Annotated in this window: 10 protein-coding genes; 9 read left to right on the top strand and 1 reads right to left on the bottom strand. The window is 62.4% G+C overall.

Annotated features, from left to right (window positions below):
- Positions 1–154: 154 nt before the first annotated feature.
- Complete coding sequence (locus tag AB4Z51_RS36655; protein WP_135214981.1) at positions 155–373, bottom strand: hypothetical protein; 219 nt, start codon at positions 371–373, stop codon at positions 155–157.
- Positions 374–2,931: 2,558 nt separating this feature from the next.
- Here AB4Z51_RS36655 and secE point away from each other — a divergent pair.
- From secE to rpoC, 9 genes are all read left to right on the top strand, one after another.
- Positions 2,932–3,123, top strand: a complete 192-nt coding sequence (gene secE / locus AB4Z51_RS36650; protein WP_007611620.1) for a preprotein translocase subunit SecE — start codon at positions 2,932–2,934, stop codon at positions 3,121–3,123.
- Positions 3,123–3,680: a transcription termination/antitermination protein NusG gene (gene nusG, locus AB4Z51_RS36645; RefSeq protein ID WP_063982569.1), complete on the top strand. Its 558-nt coding sequence runs from the start codon at positions 3,123–3,125 to the stop codon at positions 3,678–3,680. The genes secE and nusG overlap by 1 nt, the downstream gene beginning before the upstream one ends.
- A gap of 131 nt (positions 3,681–3,811) precedes the next feature.
- Entirely contained in the window at positions 3,812–4,240 is a 429-nt protein-coding gene (gene rplK / locus AB4Z51_RS36640; protein WP_441499029.1) for a 50S ribosomal protein L11, read from the top strand.
- Between the two features lie 6 nt (positions 4,241–4,246).
- Entirely contained in the window at positions 4,247–4,939 is a 693-nt protein-coding gene (gene rplA / locus AB4Z51_RS36635; RefSeq protein ID WP_014494487.1) for a 50S ribosomal protein L1, read from the top strand.
- 121 nt (positions 4,940–5,060) lie between these two features.
- Positions 5,061–6,014, top strand: coding sequence for a 2-hydroxyacid dehydrogenase (locus tag AB4Z51_RS36630; protein ID WP_135214980.1), 954 nt, complete (start codon positions 5,061–5,063; stop codon positions 6,012–6,014).
- Positions 6,015–6,598: 584 nt separating this feature from the next.
- Positions 6,599–7,117: a 50S ribosomal protein L10 gene (gene rplJ, locus AB4Z51_RS36625; RefSeq protein ID WP_135214979.1), complete on the top strand. Its 519-nt coding sequence runs from the start codon at positions 6,599–6,601 to the stop codon at positions 7,115–7,117.
- A 54-nt stretch (positions 7,118–7,171) separates the two neighbouring features.
- Positions 7,172–7,549 carry a 50S ribosomal protein L7/L12 gene (gene rplL, locus AB4Z51_RS36620; RefSeq protein ID WP_028152883.1) on the top strand — a complete coding sequence of 126 codons (378 nt, stop codon included), beginning with the start codon at positions 7,172–7,174 and terminating at the stop codon, positions 7,547–7,549.
- Positions 7,550–8,031: 482 nt separating this feature from the next.
- Positions 8,032–12,150 (top strand): DNA-directed RNA polymerase subunit beta, encoded by a 4,119-nt coding sequence (gene rpoB, locus AB4Z51_RS36615; RefSeq protein ID WP_135214978.1) that lies wholly within the window; start codon positions 8,032–8,034, stop codon positions 12,148–12,150.
- 129 nt (positions 12,151–12,279) lie between these two features.
- Positions 12,280–16,476 (top strand): DNA-directed RNA polymerase subunit beta', encoded by a 4,197-nt coding sequence (gene rpoC / locus AB4Z51_RS36610; RefSeq protein ID WP_071912831.1) that lies wholly within the window; start codon positions 12,280–12,282, stop codon positions 16,474–16,476.
- Positions 16,477–16,639: the final 163 nt, after the last annotated feature.

Below are 16,639 nucleotides of genomic sequence, written 5' to 3'. Positions count from 1 at the left end.
AGTTCGCCTTCACCTGCCACCCGCGCCGGGAGCCGGCGCTGCGCTATGCCGAGGGCTCCGCGCCGGCTCCCGCCGCTGCCACCGTCCAACCGGGCAAATCCAACAGCCGGGGCGAACTCAGGACTGGATAAAACTTGGGGGCAAGGTCATTTTGTTAGGACGAGCCTTCTCGGCACGTGATGCCGAAGCTGTCGCAAGCGAGTGCGAAATTGTCTTTCGCCGTGGAATCTTCAAAGCAGAATTTGGTACCGACCTCGGCACGGACGGACCACCAGCCTAGTTTGCTTGCTACTGCAACGCGGGAGGCCTCTCCCCGAAGCAAATCCAATTTTCTTCCGGCTGCGAGCACAATCAGGCAATGTTCTTTGGCCATTCGCCCTCCTAAAATGGAAGTTGATAGAACGCGAAGGCCGCAGCAGGGGGACCGCTGCGGCCCGCATTGTCAATAAAATCCGGGTGAAAAGGGTCTAAGTGTAATATGGAGTCAGCCCCGGTGAGGGGAAACATACCGCGGCTCTACCGCAGCGCAATGTTATCCAGGTTACACTTGGAATCGTATTTAACAGGCGAGGTTGAGGAACGCCCGAACGCCCGCCTCGGCTGACTGCCGGCGGGCCTTTAACGGTAGCTAAGATCTCAATCGAACGGTTGAGATCGGCGCCGTGTGATTTGGCCACAGCCTCAGTGGCGGCCTCCTCGCGGCGTTCCGCAGTATCGGCTTGTGAACCAAGCGCGCTCGCGCCTTCGATTGAACCTCCCCCTTCGCCACGGAGACCTAGTATTTCTACTGCGGCGTTCACTTTTGCCTTTGCTGGAAGGGTCAAATGAGTTCGCGTCACGGCTTCGTCGGGATTTGAGACGCCATGAACAGCGTCCGCGCGATCCGGTATCGCAGATTGGCCTTCGCCTCGGGGGACGAGGCCGACGCGGACCTGCTTCTTAAGCTTGCAGACGAATGCGATAGGGGTGTTCTCTGCACCGCTGAATGGCGTTCGGCCCGGCTAACTCGCAAAAATGAGCAGCCGCCAGAAGTAGCAGACGCCAAGGGGCGGTTTGTGTGGGAGCGATGACCAACAACAGAGCAAGATGATAGCGCAAGTATGCGCCGCAGGAATCTCAAGCGCGAGTTAATTCGCGCCCCGGTGCCGATTACACCGAAAGCGCGACCGGCAGCGGCTGACGATGGACCGCCGGCTCATGCTGGCGATGCGTCCGTGCTATAGAATGATTCCAGCGATCGGTGCCCGCCGATCGCCAATAATCTCAACCAACTCGCGCCGGCTCGCGAGGTCGGCGGAGTTTTTCCTGGTGGCTAGTGATGGGAAACGATCGCCGCTACGCTGAATGCGAATAAGCACGCAGCAGCCAATGAACAGAGTGTAATCGCAATCTGTCTGGGCATTGTGACTTCTCCATCGACGACGGAAAAGGCGAAATCAAAACGGCCCCGGCTCTGAGGGGCGCCATTCTTAGTCTGAAGCGGCGGTCCCGCGGTTCAAGGGTCAGCGCTGAGCGGAGGCAGAGAGAATGATCTTTTGGGCGCTTGTTTCGAATATGATGGTGGTGGCCTGCGCTTTGGCGGCCAACTACCTAGATACCCGTGGCTATTGAAGTTCAGGGCTTGGTTGACTGGCGCCGGCTATCCGTGCTCGCGCACATGGGAAGCGCATCTGCCTAGATTTGGCCGAGGCCGGGAAGGTGCCGGCGCCGGCTAACCGTCAGCACATCTTCCGCCACGACAAAGAGGTGGGTTTCCGGCCAAACGATCGCGCCGTGGAACCGAGCCGCTACCCACCCACCGATGCGGACAATCGACGCGAAGGGAGGGGCAAACGTTGCTGTTGCCGCGCGGGGGCCTCCGCGAACGCTATCCCAATTAGGACACGCTCAGTTTCAAGTTAGGGTACTGGGAACGAATTCACGCCTTGCGGATTGGGTGCCGGTGGTCTGAAAGGTCACACGACCAGCGCAAGGCCCAGGTCGCGCCAGCCCCGGACCTGGGCCTTTTCATTTTCAGAAGCAAAAACGCCGCCCGCTTAAATGGATCGCGGGCGGCGGCTTTCCAGCCCCAGGGGGGATGATGCAAAACCCCGGTAACGGTTAGTCTGATTGAACTCGGGAAGGTTCACTCCGTAGGGGCACTACGACACTCCCCCATCTTTGAATTCGGGGTCCGATTGCGTCCAGTGGATTCCACGAGTGCTAAGCGCCGTTTCAGGGGTCCAATTTCCCGCCGTCGATTGCCCGGAAGGTCCGCTTTACTCGCACCGGCTTATTCGGCTCCGGCGGCAGCACCGCATCAACAAGTCCCAATCGTCCAGACACGATCAGCGACCCTAAGCGCCGCCGTCCGCAGCGCGGCAGGATTTTAGGGTGCCGGCCCTTTAAACGCGGGGAACGGTCGCGGAACAGCCTGCTACCATCTTGCTACCCAAATCGGAGGGAGGGGGCGGGAACGCTCGGGACCGGAATCGAGGAAACGCTAGATAGATCAGTCCTACCCCAGATTGAACATGACAGGAACGGACGCTGGTCGCCGAACTCCAAAACCGGGGGTCGCAGGTTCGAGCCCTGCCACTCCTGCCAGCTAATCCCAGACAATCAGGATCGACAGGCAGGACGGCGGCGGGCCGACAAGCTCGGACCGTGGATCATGCGGACCGGGTAAGCCCTTGATCCGGATCGGGTCCGCTGGCCTCGGCCGCGCGTGTCCCGGCCAGCCCACACCTTGACCTTTGGCCCCATCCGCAGTATCTACCCCGCACTCGCAGCCGGCCCGTTAAACGCGGATTTCCGGCGCGGCTTTGAAATCCCCGAACAATCGAGCCCGGTTTCCCGGCTCATCCTTCGAGACAGAGGGCTGGGCCAACGGCGGCTGTTCGGATCCCTGAAATTCATTCGCGTCTGTCGACGGACGTTGGACATCAAACGATGGCAGTCAGCCCGTTCAAGTTTTTGCAGGAAGTGCGCTCGGAGACCGCCAAGGTCACCTGGCCGACCCGTCGTGAGACCACGATCACCACCATCATGGTGTTCGTGATGGTCGCCGTGGCCTCGATATTCTTCTTCGCCGCCGACCAGATCATCCGTTACCTCATCACCTTCCTTTTGGGCATTCACTGATGGCAACAGCCGCTGCAACCCAATCGACCGACAAGCGCTGGTACATCGTCCACGCTTACTCGAACTTCGAGAAGAAGGTCGCCGAATCGATCCGCGAGCAGGCCAAGCAGCGCGGGCTCGAGGAGCTGTTCGAGCTGGTGCTGGTTCCGACCGAGAAGGTCACGGAAGTGCGCCGCGGCCGCAAGATCGACGCCGAGCGCAAGTTCTTCCCGGGCTACGTGCTGGTGAAGATGAAGCTGACCGACGAGGCGTTTCATCTGATCAAGAACACCCCGAAGGTCACGGGATTCCTCGGCGCCGAGAACAAGCCGATGCCGATCTCGGAAGCCGAGGCCATGCGCATCCTGCACCAGGTGCAGGAGGGCGTGGAACGGCCGAAGGCGTCGGTGTCGTTCGAAATCGGCGAGAACGTGCGCGTGGCCGATGGCCCGTTCGCCTCGTTCTCGGGTGTGGTCGAGGAAATCGACGAGGCGCGCTCGCGCGTGAAGGTCGCGGTGTCGATCTTCGGCCGCGCCACGCCGGTCGAACTGGAATTCGGTCAGGTCGAGAAGGTCTGATCGATTGAGGCGTGAGGCTTCGGTCTCACGCTAGCAAGAGGCCGTGGGAGGGAGAGGGCGGTTGCCAGCCGCATCCGACCCAGACCACGAACCTGAAACCGCTGGCCCTGCCGGCACAACAGGAGTGATACATGGCAAAGAAAGTGACCGGATACCTGAAGCTTCAGGTCCCGGCCGGTGCGGCGAATCCTTCGCCCCCGATCGGTCCCGCGCTTGGTCAGCGCGGTCTCAACATCATGGAGTTCTGCAAGGCGTWCAACGCCCAGACCCAGAAGGAAGAGAAGAACACCCCGATTCCCGTCGTGATCACGATCTACGCCGATCGTTCGTTCACGTTCGAGATGAAGACGCCCCCGATGTCCTTCTTCCTCAAGCAGGCCRCCAAGATCCAGTCCGGCTCGAAGGCGCCGGGCCGTGATAAGGCCGGCAAGGTGACCAAGGCGCAGGTGCGCGAGATCGCCGAGAAGAAGATGAAGGATCTCAATTGCGATTCCATCGAGTCGGCCATGAAGATGGTCGAGGGCTCTGCCCGTTCGATGGGTCTGGAAGTGGCGGGGTAAGCGGTCATGGCAATCGGAAAGCGTTTGAACAAAGCCCGCGAAGGTGTTGACCGCGAAAAGCTTTACCCGCTCGCGGACGCCATCAAGATGGTCAAGGAACGCGCCAAGGCGAAGTTCGACGAGACCATCGAGGTCGCGATCAATCTCGGCGTCGATCCGCGTCACGCCGACCAGATGGTCCGCGGCGTCGTGACCCTGCCGAACGGCACCGGTCGTACGCTCCGCGTCGGCGTGTTCGCCCGCGGCGCCAAGGCTGACGAAGCCAAGGCTGCTGGTGCCGACGTCGTCGGTGCCGAGGACCTGGTCGAGAAGGTGCAGAACGGCTCGATCGATTTCGACCGCTGCATCGCCACTCCCGACATGATGCCGCTGGTCGGCCGTCTCGGTAAGGTGCTCGGCCCGCGCGGCCTGATGCCGAACCCGAAGATCGGCACCGTGACCATGGACGTCACCGGTGCGGTGAAGGGTGCCAAGGGCGGCTCGGTCGAGTTCCGCGTCGAGAAGGCCGGCATCTTGCAGGCCGGCGTCGGCAAGGCCTCGTTCTCCGAGGAGAAGCTGGTCGAGAACATCAAGGCCCTGGCCGATGCTGTCTCGAAGGCGAAGCCGGCTGGCTCCAAGGGCACCTACATCCAGCGCGTTGCGGTGTCCTCGACGATGGGCCCCGGCGTGAAGGTCGAGCCGGGCACCATTCTCGGCTAAGGCTTGCCTCGGCTGAGGTTTGGAAATTGCATAAGGCGAGGGGCGGAATTGGGCAACCGATTCCGCCCCTCGTCGTTTGCGGCGGCGTTCATCGGAAACAAGAACCGGGAAACAAGAAAAAATGGCTGACAAGGTCCTGATCTACTCGCGCTTCCCGAAGACGATGATGGCGCGCTTCGCCGAGCGGTTCGAACTGCTCGACACCTGCGGCAAGCCGGCGCGCGAGATGTTTTCGGCCGAAGAGCTCGGCGGCATCCGCGCGATGCTCACCGCTGGCGGCTCGCCGCTCGGGGCAGAGGCGATGGACCTGTTCCCAAAACTCGGCGCCATCGTCTGCTACGGCACCGGCTATGACGGCGTCGACCTGAAGGCGGCCGCCGCGCGCAACATCGCGGTCGGCCACAGCCCCGGTGCCAATGCGGCTTCCGTCGCTGACATCGCGATGACCCTGATGCTGGCGACGACGCGGCGGATCCTGGTCGCCGACCAATATGTCCGCAGCGGCGATTGGGCCGGCTCAAAGCAGTCGCCGATGATGCGGCCGCAGGCCGGCATGCCCGGCCGCCGCATCGGCGTCTACGGCATGGGGGAGATCGGCCGCAAGATTGCGGCCCGCTGCGCCGCCTTCGAGAGCGAGGTCGGCTATTTCAGCCGCAGCAAATACGATCTGCCCTATCAATATTTCCCGACGCTGGAGGCGCTCGCCGACTGGTGCAGCGTGCTGATGATCGCGGTCCGGGCAGGGGCCGAGACCCAGCACGTCGTCAACGCCGATATCCTCGGGCGACTCGGGGAGCACGGCTACGTCGTCAACATCTCCCGCGGCTCTGTGATTGACGAGAAGGCCCTGGTGGCGGCGCTCTCCGACAAGACCATCGCCGGCGCCGGCCTCGACGTCTTCGAGAAGGAACCGCACGCCCCCGACGCGCTGACGGCGCTCCTCAATGTCGTGTTCGCCCCGCATATCGGCGGCCACACCCTCGAATCGCACGTCGCCATGCAGAACTGCGTGCTGGCGAACCTGACGGAGTTCTTCGCGGGCAAGCCGCTGCCATACGGGGTCAAATCGGTCTGAATCGGCCCTTGTCGGGCCGTCTCAAGCCCTGCCGCCAGTCGATTGGAACTGGTGTGAATTTTGCTCTTGGCAAGCGGGCTCCGAGCGGTTAAAGAACCGCTTCCGGACGTGCCGGCCTCGGCTGGCGCGTTCGTGCACGCATTCCGAAAACCCGACAAGACAGGAGATCATTCCTTTTCAGGACGTCCGTTAGGATTTGCCCGAAAAGGAAGGAAAACCCGTCGGTTGGTGGAGTGCGGGCAGGGGTCGGACGGTTCGCCGGCTGACCTTGTCCTGTCCAAGACTGCAGGCGCCCGCGGGAAATTTCGATTTCTCAACGGCTTAATCGCATGGCCTGCATAGACGGGTGAAGACCGGATTTCACTTCGCGCCCAGCTTTAACGGCTGGCTTGCGAAACGGGTCTGGTTCGGACCTCGACACGCCGTGGGCCTTAAGGGCTCCCGGAGGGCAGGCTTTGAATTGTCGTCTCGCCCGGCGCGTGTCCCAGGGGTTTTGGCCCCGAGGTTCAGGTTTTGGGTGGGGCGATGGGTGCAACCCGGCGGTCCCGCTTCTCGCGATGACCGCCAACCGGAAAGAGCTTGCTGTGGAACGAGCGGCAAAAAAGGAAGCGGTCGAACAGCTCAATGGGGTCTTCAAGACCACGAGCGTCGCGGTCGTTGCTCAATATTCCGGCCTGACCGTTGCCCAGATGCAGAAGCTGCGTATGCAGATGAAGCAGGCTGGCGCCTCGGTGAAGGTCTCGAAGAACCGTCTCGCCAAAATTGCTCTTGCAGGCACTGACGTCGTTGCCATCGGCCCCATGCTGAAGGGACCGACCGTGATCGCCACTTCGAACGATCCGGTAGCGGCGCCGAAGGTCGCCGTCGAATTCGCCAAGACGAACGAAAAGTTCGTCATCATTGGCGGCTCGATGGGAAAGACCGTCCTGAATGTCGACAGCGTGAAGGCACTTGCCTCGCTGCCGTCGCTTGATGAACTGCGCGCCAAGATCGTCGGCCTTCTTGTGGCCCCGGCGACCAAGATCGCTCAGCTCGCCAATGCGCCCGCGGGCAAGCTCGCGCGCGTCATCCAGGCTCATGCCTCAAAGGGCGAAGCGGCCTGACGCCCTTCGTAAAACTCAAACCCGAACCAGACTTACACTCAAGGAAACTGAACAATGGCTGACTTGCAGAAGATCGTTGACGACCTCTCGAGCCTCACCGTGCTCGAAGCTGCCGAACTCGCGAAGCTCCTCGAAGAGAAGTGGGGCGTTTCGGCTGCCGCGGCTGTCGCCGTGGCCGGCCCGGCTGGTGGTGGCGCTGCCGCCGCTCCGGCTGAAGAGAAGACCGAGTTCACGGTCGTTCTTGCCGCCGCCGGCGACAAGAAGATCGAGGTCATCAAGGAAGTCCGCGCCATCACCGGCTTGGGCCTGAAGGAAGCAAAGGACCTCGTCGAGGGCGCGCCGAAGCCTGTCAAGGAAGGCGTGAACAAGGACGAAGCCGAGAAGATCAAGGTCCAGCTCGAGAAGGCTGGCGCGAAGGTCGAGCTCAAGTAAGCAACGCTTACTGGCGCGAGATCCCGGGCGAGCATCAGCGAAGCCCGGGGTCTCGGTCCACCCATCTAAGGGTGGGCAATATGCAAAAGGCGTGCGACGGAACATCCCGACGTAGGCCGAACACGAAAAAGTGTTGGGATTTGAAGGTTAACCCCTCGAATCTCTACTATTGTCGCCCCATATCGGTTCGACAGCACGAAAGCGCGGTGGGCAGGGATGCTGGATTCCCTGTAAGCCGTTGGGAGAGCAGGCTATTTCGGGCTTTTGCAGTCCGTGAAGACAATCGTTGTGACGGGCGGGCGTGCCTATGCGCCCCGCGCGTCGTTTTGCGTTTTGAAGGTCTGAAGAACAGATTCAGGACATGACGGTCTGAATCTGGATTTTTGGTCCCCAAAGCGGGTTCGAAAAATTCAACCCGGGGAGCGGTGGCAACCGCGTCCTGGACGGCGCGCCCGGAGCGGGCGACGAAATGAGAGGCCACGATGGCGCAGCAGACATTCACCGGTCGCAAACGCGTTCGCAAGTTCTTCGGACACATCAAGGAAGTCGCCGAGATGCCGAACCTCATCGAGGTTCAGAAGGCGTCCTATGACCAGTTCCTGATGGTCGACGAACCCGCGGGCGGGCGTCTCGACGAGGGCCTGCAGGCTGTGTTCCGCTCGGTGTTCCCGATCTCCGACTTCTCGGGCACCTCGATGCTGGAATTCGTCCGCTACGAGTTCGAGCAGCCGAAATACGACGTCGACGAGTGCCGCCAGCGCGGCATGACCTTCGCGGCACCCCTCAAGGTGACGCTGCGCCTCATCGTGTTCGATATCGACGAGGAAACCGGCGCGAAGTCGGTGAAGGACATCAAGGAGCAGGACGTCTACATGGGCGACATCCCGCTCATGACGATGAACGGCACCTTCATCGTCAACGGCACCGAGCGCGTCATCGTCTCGCAGATGCACCGTTCGCCCGGCGTGTTCTTCGACCACGACAAGGGCAAGACCCATTCCTCGGGCAAGCTGCTGTTCGCCGCTCGCGTCATCCCGTATCGCGGCTCCTGGCTCGACATCGAGTTCGACGCCAAGGACATCGTCTATGCGCGTATCGACCGTCGCCGCAAGATTCCGGTGACGTCGCTGATGTTCGCGCTCGGCCTCGACGGCGAGGCGATCCTGTCCACGTTCTACAAGAAGATTCTCTACAAGCGGACCAAGGAAGGCTGGCGCGTTCCGTTCGACGCCAACCGTTTCCGCGGCTACTCGACCATCAACGACCTGATCGACGCCGACACCGGCAAGGTCGTGCTTGAGGCCGGCAAGAAGCTCACCGTGCGCGGTGCGCGTCAGATGCAGGAGAAGGGCCTGAAGGCGCTGCGGCTGTCCGATGAGGAGCTCGTCGGCAACTATCTCGCCGAGGACCTCGTCAACCCGAAGACCGGCGAGATCCACGCGGAAGCCGGTGAAGAGATCACCGACAAGTCGATGAAGGCCCTCAACGAGCAGGGCTACAAGGAACTGCCGCTGCTCGACATCGACCACGTCAATGTCGGCGCCTACATCCGCAACACGCTCTCGGCCGACAAGAACATGACGCGCGAGGACGCRCTGTTCGACATCTACCGCGTGATGCGTCCGGGCGAGCCGCCGACGCTGGATTCGGCGCAGGCGATGTTCCAGTCGCTGTTCTTCGACGCCGAGCGCTACGACCTGTCCGCGGTCGGTCGCGTCAAGATGAACATGCGCCTCGACCTCGATGCGCCCGACACCCAGCGTACGCTGCGCAAGGAAGACATCCTCTCCGTCATCAAGACGCTGGTGGATTTGCGCGACGGCAAGGGCGAGATCGACGACATCGACCATCTCGGCAACCGCCGTGTGCGCTCGGTCGGCGAGCTCATGGAGAACCAGTACCGCATCGGCCTGCTGCGCATGGAGCGCGCGATCAAGGAGCGCATGTCCTCGGTCGACATCGACACGGTCATGCCGCAGGACCTGATCAACGCGAAGCCGGCGGCTGCCGCCGTGCGCGAGTTCTTCGGCTCCTCGCAGCTCTCGCAGTTCATGGACCAGACCAACCCGCTGTCGGAGATCACCCACAAGCGCCGCCTGTCGGCGCTTGGACCGGGCGGTCTGACCCGCGAGCGCGCCGGCTTCGAGGTGCGCGACGTGCATCCGACGCATTACGGCCGCATCTGCCCGATCGAGACGCCGGAAGGTCCGAACATCGGCCTGATCAACTCGCTCGCGACCTTCGCGCGAGTGAACAAGTACGGCTTCGTCGAGACGCCGTACCGCAAGGTCAAGGACGGTCGCGTCACCGACGAGGTCGTGTACCTCTCGGCGATGGAAGAGGGCCGCTACACGGTCGCGCAGGCCAACGTGCCGCTCGACCCGAAGGGCCGCTTCACCGAGGATCTTGTGGTCTGCCGTCACGCCGGCGAAGTCTTGCCGGTGACGCCGGACAAGGTCGACTACATGGACGTGTCGCCGAAGCAGCTCGTTTCGGTCGCCGCGGCGCTGATCCCGTTCCTCGAGAACGACGACGCCAACCGCGCGCTGATGGGCTCGAACATGCAGCGCCAGGCGGTGCCGCTGGTTCGCGCCGAGGCGCCGTTCGTCGGCACCGGCATGGAAGGCGTGGTTGCGCGTGACTCGGGTGCCGCGATCGCGGCGCGCCGTTCGGGTGTGATCGACCAGATCGACGCGACCCGCGTCGTCATCCGCGCCACGGAAGATCTCGATCCGACCAGGTCGGGYGTCGATATCTACCGTCTGATGAAGTACCAGCGCTCCAACCAGTCGACCTGCATCAACCAGCGTCCGCTGGTGAAGGTCGGCGACATCGTCAAGAAGGGCGACATCATCGCCGACGGTCCGTCGACCGATCTCGGTGAGCTCGCGCTCGGCCGCAACGTGCTGGTCGCGTTCATGCCGTGGAACGGCTACAACTTCGAAGACTCGATCCTGCTCTCCGAGCGGATCGTGAAGGAAGACGTCTTCACCTCGATTCACATCGAGGAGTTCGAGGTGATGGCCCGCGACACCAAGCTCGGCCCTGAGGAAATCACCCGCGACATTCCGAACGTCTCGGAAGAAGCGCTGAAGAACCTCGACGAAGCCGGTATCGTCTACATCGGCGCGGAAGTGCGCGCCGGCGACATCCTGGTCGGCAAGATCACGCCGAAGGGCGAAAGCCCGATGACGCCGGAAGAAAAGCTTCTGCGCGCCATCTTCGGCGAAAAGGCCTCCGACGTTCGCGACACCTCGCTGCGCGTTCCTCCGGGCGTGCAGGGCACGATCGTGGAAGTGCGCGTGTTCAACCGTCACGGCGTCGACAAGGACGAGCGTGCGCTGGCGATCGAGCGGGAAGAGATCGAGCGTCTGGCCAAGGACCGCGACGACGAGCAGGCGATCCTGGACCGCAACGTCTACAACCGTCTTGCCGAGCTCCTCGAGGGACGGCAGGGCATTGCGGGCCCGAAGGGCTTCAAGAAGGACACCAAGATCACCCGTGCAGTGCTCGAGGAGTACCCGAAGTCGCAGTGGTGGCTGTTCGCTTCGCCGAACGACAAGCTGATGGCCGAAATCGAGGCCATGCGGAAGCAGTACGACGAGTCGAAGAAGGGGCTGGAACAGCGCTTCCTCGACAAGGTCGAGAAGCTTCAGCGCGGTGACGAATTGCCGCCCGGCGTGATGAAGATGGTCAAGGTCTTCGTCGCGGTGAAGCGCAAGATCCAGCCCGGCGACAAGATGGCCGGCCGTCACGGCAACAAGGGCGTGGTGTCGAAGATCGTGCCGATCGAGGACATGCCGTTCCTCGAAGACGGTACGCATGCCGACATCGTGCTCAATCCGCTCGGCGTGCCCTCGCGCATGAACGTCGGACAGATCCTCGAGACCCATCTTGGCTGGGCTTGCGCCGGCCTCGGCAAGCGTATCGGCCAGACGGTCGATGCCTATCTGTCGAAGCAGGACATCAAGCCGCTGAAGGAAACCTTGAAGAAGGTCTACGGCGAGGACGAGACGATCAAGTCGCTCAACGACAACGAGTTGATCGAGCTCGGTCACAATCTGAGCCGCGGCGTGCCGATCGCGACGCCGGTGTTCGACGGCGCCAAGGAAGCCGACATCGAGGAGATGCTGAAGCTTGCCGGTCTCGACGCTTCGGGTCAGTCGACCGTCTATGACGGCCGTACCGGCGATGCCTTCGATCGTAAGGTGACGGTGGGCTACATCTACATGCTCAAGCTGCACCATCTCGTGGACGACAAGATCCACGCGCGTTCGATCGGTCCGTACTCGCTCGTCACCCAGCAGCCGCTGGGCGGCAAGGCGCAGTTCGGTGGCCAGCGCTTCGGTGAAATGGAAGTGTGGGCGCTCGAGGCTTACGGCGCGGCGTACACGCTCCAGGAGATGCTGACGGTGAAGTCGGACGACGTCGCCGGCCGTACCAAGGTGTACGAGGCGATCGTCCGCGGCGACGACACGTTCGAGGCCGGTATTCCGGAATCGTTCAACGTGCTGGTCAAGGAAATGCGCTCGCTCGGCCTCAACGTCGACCTGCACAACTCCAAGGTGGGACCGGCGCCGACGTCGGAAGCAGCCGAGTAATACGACCTTTCATGCCCGGCCTTCACGGCCGGGCATCGGCGCCCCTCCCGAGGCCTTGAGGGCAGGGCGCCCCGATTGAGTGATTTTCGAATTTGCGGCCGTAGGCGACCGGCACGCGAGGAGAAGACGATGAACCAAGAAATTATGAATCTCTTCAACCCGACGACTCCGGCTCAGGTCTTCGACCAGATCCGGATTTCGATCGCGTCTCCTGAGAAGATTCTGTCCTGGTCCTACGGCGAGATCAAGAAGCCGGAGACCATCAACTACCGTACCTTCAAGCCCGAGCGCGACGGCCTGTTCTGCGCCCGCATCTTCGGGCCGATCAAGGACTACGAGTGCTTGTGCGGCAAGTACAAGCGCATGAAGTACAAGGGCATCATCTGCGAGAAGTGCTCGGTCGAGGTCACGCTGTCGCGTGTCCGGCGCGAGCGCATGGGCCATATCGAGCTCGCAGCCCCCGTCGCCCACATCTGGTTCCTGAAGTCGCTGCCCTCGCGCATCGGCCTTCTGCTGGACATGACGCTGAAGGATCTCGAGCGGATCCTCTACTTCGAATATTACGTCGTGCTCGAGCCGGGCCTCACCGCGCTCAAGGACCGTCAGCTCTTGTCGGAAGACGAGTATCTGAAGGCGCAGGACGAGTACGGCCAGGATTCCTTCACCGCCATGATCGGCGCGGAAGCGATCCGCGAGCTGCTCAAGGGCATGGACCTCGAGAAGCTCGAAGCCACCTTGCGCCTCGAGATGCAGGAGACCGACTCCGACATCAAGCACAAGAAGCTCGCCAAGCGCCTGAAGATCGTGGAAGCGTTCCGCCACTCCGGCAACAAGCCGGAATGGATGATCATGACCGTGGTTCCAGTGATTCCGCCGGACCTGCGTCCGCTGGTGCCGCTGGACGGCGGCCGCTTCGCGACCTCGGACCTCAACGACCTCTACCGCCGCGTCATCAACCGCAACAACCGCTTGAAGCGGCTGATGGAGCTGCGCGCGCCGGACATCATCATCCGCAACGAGAAGCGCATGCTTCAGGAAGCGGTCGATGCGCTGTTCGACAACGGCCGCCGCGGCCGCGTCATCACGGGTGCCAACAAGCGTCCGCTGAAGTCGCTCGCCGACATGCTCAAGGGCAAGCAGGGTCGCTTCCGTCAGAACCTGCTCGGCAAGCGCGTCGACTATTCGGGCCGTTCGGTGATCGTGGTCGGTCCCGAGCTGCGCCTGCATCAGTGCGGCCTGCCGAAGAAGATGGCGCTCGAGCTGTTCAAGCCGTTCATCTATTCGCGGCTTGACGCGAAGGGCCTGTCCACCACCGTGAAGCAGGCGAAGAAGCTGGTCGAGAAGGAGCGGCCCGAGGTCTGGGACATCCTGGACGAGGTCATCCGCGAGCATCCGGTGCTGCTCAACCGCGCACCGACGCTGCATCGTCTCGGCATCCAGGCGTTCGAGCCCGTGCTGATCGAGGGCAAGGCGATCCAGCTGCATCCGCTGGTCTGCGCCGCGTTCAACGCCGACTTCGACGGCGACCAGATGGCCGTGCACGTTCCGCTGTCGCTCGAGGCGCAGCTGGAAGCGCGCGTCCTGATGATGTCGACCAACAACATCCTGCATCCGGCGAACGGCCAGCCGATCATCGTGCCGTCGCAGGACATCGTGCTCGGTCTCTACTACGTCTCGATCATGCGTGAAGGCCTGCCCGGCGAGGGCAAGATCTTCGGCGACATGGCCGAGCTCGAGCACGCGCTGCACGCGAAGGTCATCCACCTCCACACCAAGATCAAGTATCGGTGGCAGGGCATGGACGAGACCGGCAAGGTCTCGACGCGCTGGATCGAGACCACCGCGGGTCGCGTCATGCTCGGCAACCTGCTGCCGAAGAACCCGCGGATTTCGTACGAGATCATCAACAAGCTGATGACCAAGCGCGAAATCTCGGGCGTGATCGACCAGGTCTACCGTCACTGCGGCCAGAAGGAGACTGTGATCTTCTGCGACCGCATCATGGCGCTCGGCTTCTACAACGCGTTCAAGGCCGGCATCTCGTTCGGCAAGGACGACATGGTCGTGCCGCACTCCAAGTGGAAGATCGTCGACACCACCCGTACGCTGGCGAAGGATTTCGAGCAACAGTACAACGACGGTCTGATCACCCATGGCGAGAAGTACAACAAGGTCGTCGACGCCTGGTCGAAGGCCACGGAAGAAATCGCCAAGGCGATGATGAAGGAGATCTCCTCGACCAAGAAGACGGCGAGCGGGGCGGATGCCGACATCAACTCGATCTACATGATGGCTCACTCCGGTGCCCGCGGTTCGCCGGCCCAGATGCGCCAGCTCGCCGGCATGCGCGGCCTGATGGCCAAGCCGTCGGGTGAGATCATCGAGACGCCGATCATCTCGAACTTCAAGGAAGGCCTCTCGGTGCTCGAGTACTTCAACTCGACCCACGGCGCCCGTAAGGGCCTCGCGGACACCGCGTTGAAGACCGCGAACTCGGGCTACCTGACCCGTCGTCTCGTCGACGTGGCGCAGGACTGCATCATCACGCAGAACGACTGCGGCACCAAGCTCGGCATCAAGATGCGCGCCATCGTCGATGCCGGCACCGTGGTTGCCTCGCTCGGCTCGCGCATCCTTGGCCGTACGGCCTGCGAAGACGTGCGTGACAGCTCGGGCAAGGTGATCATCAAGCGCGGTACGCTGATGGAAGAGAGCCATCTGGACGCCATCCACCAGGGTGGCGTGCAGGAGGTGAAGATCCGCTCGGCACTGACCTGCGAGCTCGTCAACGGCATCTGCGGCATGTGCTACGGCCGCGACCTCGCCCGCGGCACGCCTGTCAACCACGGTGAAGCCGTCGGCGTCATCGCGGCGCAGTCGATCGGCGAGCCCGGCACCCAGCTGACCATGCGCACCTTCCACATCGGTGGTGCGGCGCAGCTCAACGAGCAGTCGTTCGTCGAATCCAACTTCGACGGCAAGATCGTGATCAGGAACAAGGCCATCGCCCGCAACAGCGAAGGTCACCTGGTCGCGATGGTCCGCAACATGGTGATCGCGATCGTCGATGCCGACGGCACCGAGCGTGCGACGCACCGTATCCAGTACGGTTCGCGCCTGCACGTCGACGAGGGCGACACCGTCAAGCGCGGCCAGCGCATCGTCGAGTGGGATCCCTACACCCGTCCGCTGCTCACCGAAGTCGAAGGTACCATCGGCTTCGAGGATCTGGTCGAGGGGCAGTCGATCTCGGAAACGCTCGACGAGGCCACCGGTATCGCCAAGCGCGTGGTCATCGACTGGCGCTCGACCCGCGGCGGCGCGGACCTCCGTCCGGCCATCGTGGTCAAGGGCAAGGACGGCAAGGTGCTCAAGCTCGCCCGTGGCGGCGATGCCCGCTACATGCTGTCGGTCGATGCCATTCTCTCGGTCGACGTCGGAGCCAAGGTCAATACGGGCGACATCCTCGCCCGTGTCTCGACCGAAAGCGCCAAGACGCGTGACATCACCGGCGGTCTGCCGCGGGTGGCGGAACTGTTCGAGGCACGGCGTCCGAAGGATGCGGCGATCATCGCCGAAATCTCGGGCACCATCCGGTTCGGACGCGACTACAAGAACAAGCGTCGCATCTCGATCGAGCCGATGGACAAGACCGACGAGGCACGCGAGTACCTGATCCCGAAGGGTAAGCACATCCACCTTCAGGACGGCGACGTCGTCGAAAAGGGCGACTTCATCGTCGAAGGCAACCCGGCGCCGCACGACATCCTGGCGGTCAAGGGCATCGAGGAGCTCGCGGCCTATCTGGTCAACGAGATCCAGGAAGTCTACCGGCTCCAGGGCGTGCTCATCAACGACAAGCACATCGAGGTGATTGTCCGTCAGATGCTCCAGAAGGTGGAAGTCACCGACCAGGGCGATACGGACATGATCTCCGGCGAGCAGGTCGACAAGATCGAGTTCGACGCGCTCAACGAGAAGGCGAAGGAAGAGGGCAAGAAGATCGCTACGGGAACGCCGGTTCTGCTCGGCATCACCAAGGCGAGCCTCCAGACCCGCTCCTTCTTCTCGGCGGCCTCGTTCCAGGAGACCACCCGCGTCCTCACGGAAGCGGCGGTCAACGGCAAGGTCGATCCGCTCGAAGGTCTCAAGGAGAACGTCATCGTCGGCCGGCTGATCCCGGCGGGCACCGGCGCCTCCATGGCCAAGATCCGCGAAGTCGCGATGAAGCGCGACAAGCTGATCCTGGACGAGCGCGAGAAGCAGGCGGCCGTCGTGTCGCCCGCGCCTGAAGCGGAGCTTCCTGCGCTGCCTCCTGCGGAATAATTGTTCATCCGTAGGAATACCGAGGACAATGAAAAGGCCGGCGCAAGCCGGCCTTTTTGCTGCTTTGTTTGCCTGTTGCGGTGCAGGATCAACCTTTGTTCATCTTTCCTTCAGGCGCAAAAGCGCTTCTGCTAAGGGAAGTTAGACCGGTGGTCCCGTGACG

It is taken from the genome of Bradyrhizobium sp. 2TAF36 (genome assembly GCF_052114925.1).
Lineage (GTDB): Bacteria > Pseudomonadota > Alphaproteobacteria > Rhizobiales > Xanthobacteraceae > Bradyrhizobium > Bradyrhizobium barranii.
The sequence above is the reverse complement of the archived record's forward strand: the minus strand, read 5'-3'. Positions and strand labels throughout refer to the sequence as shown.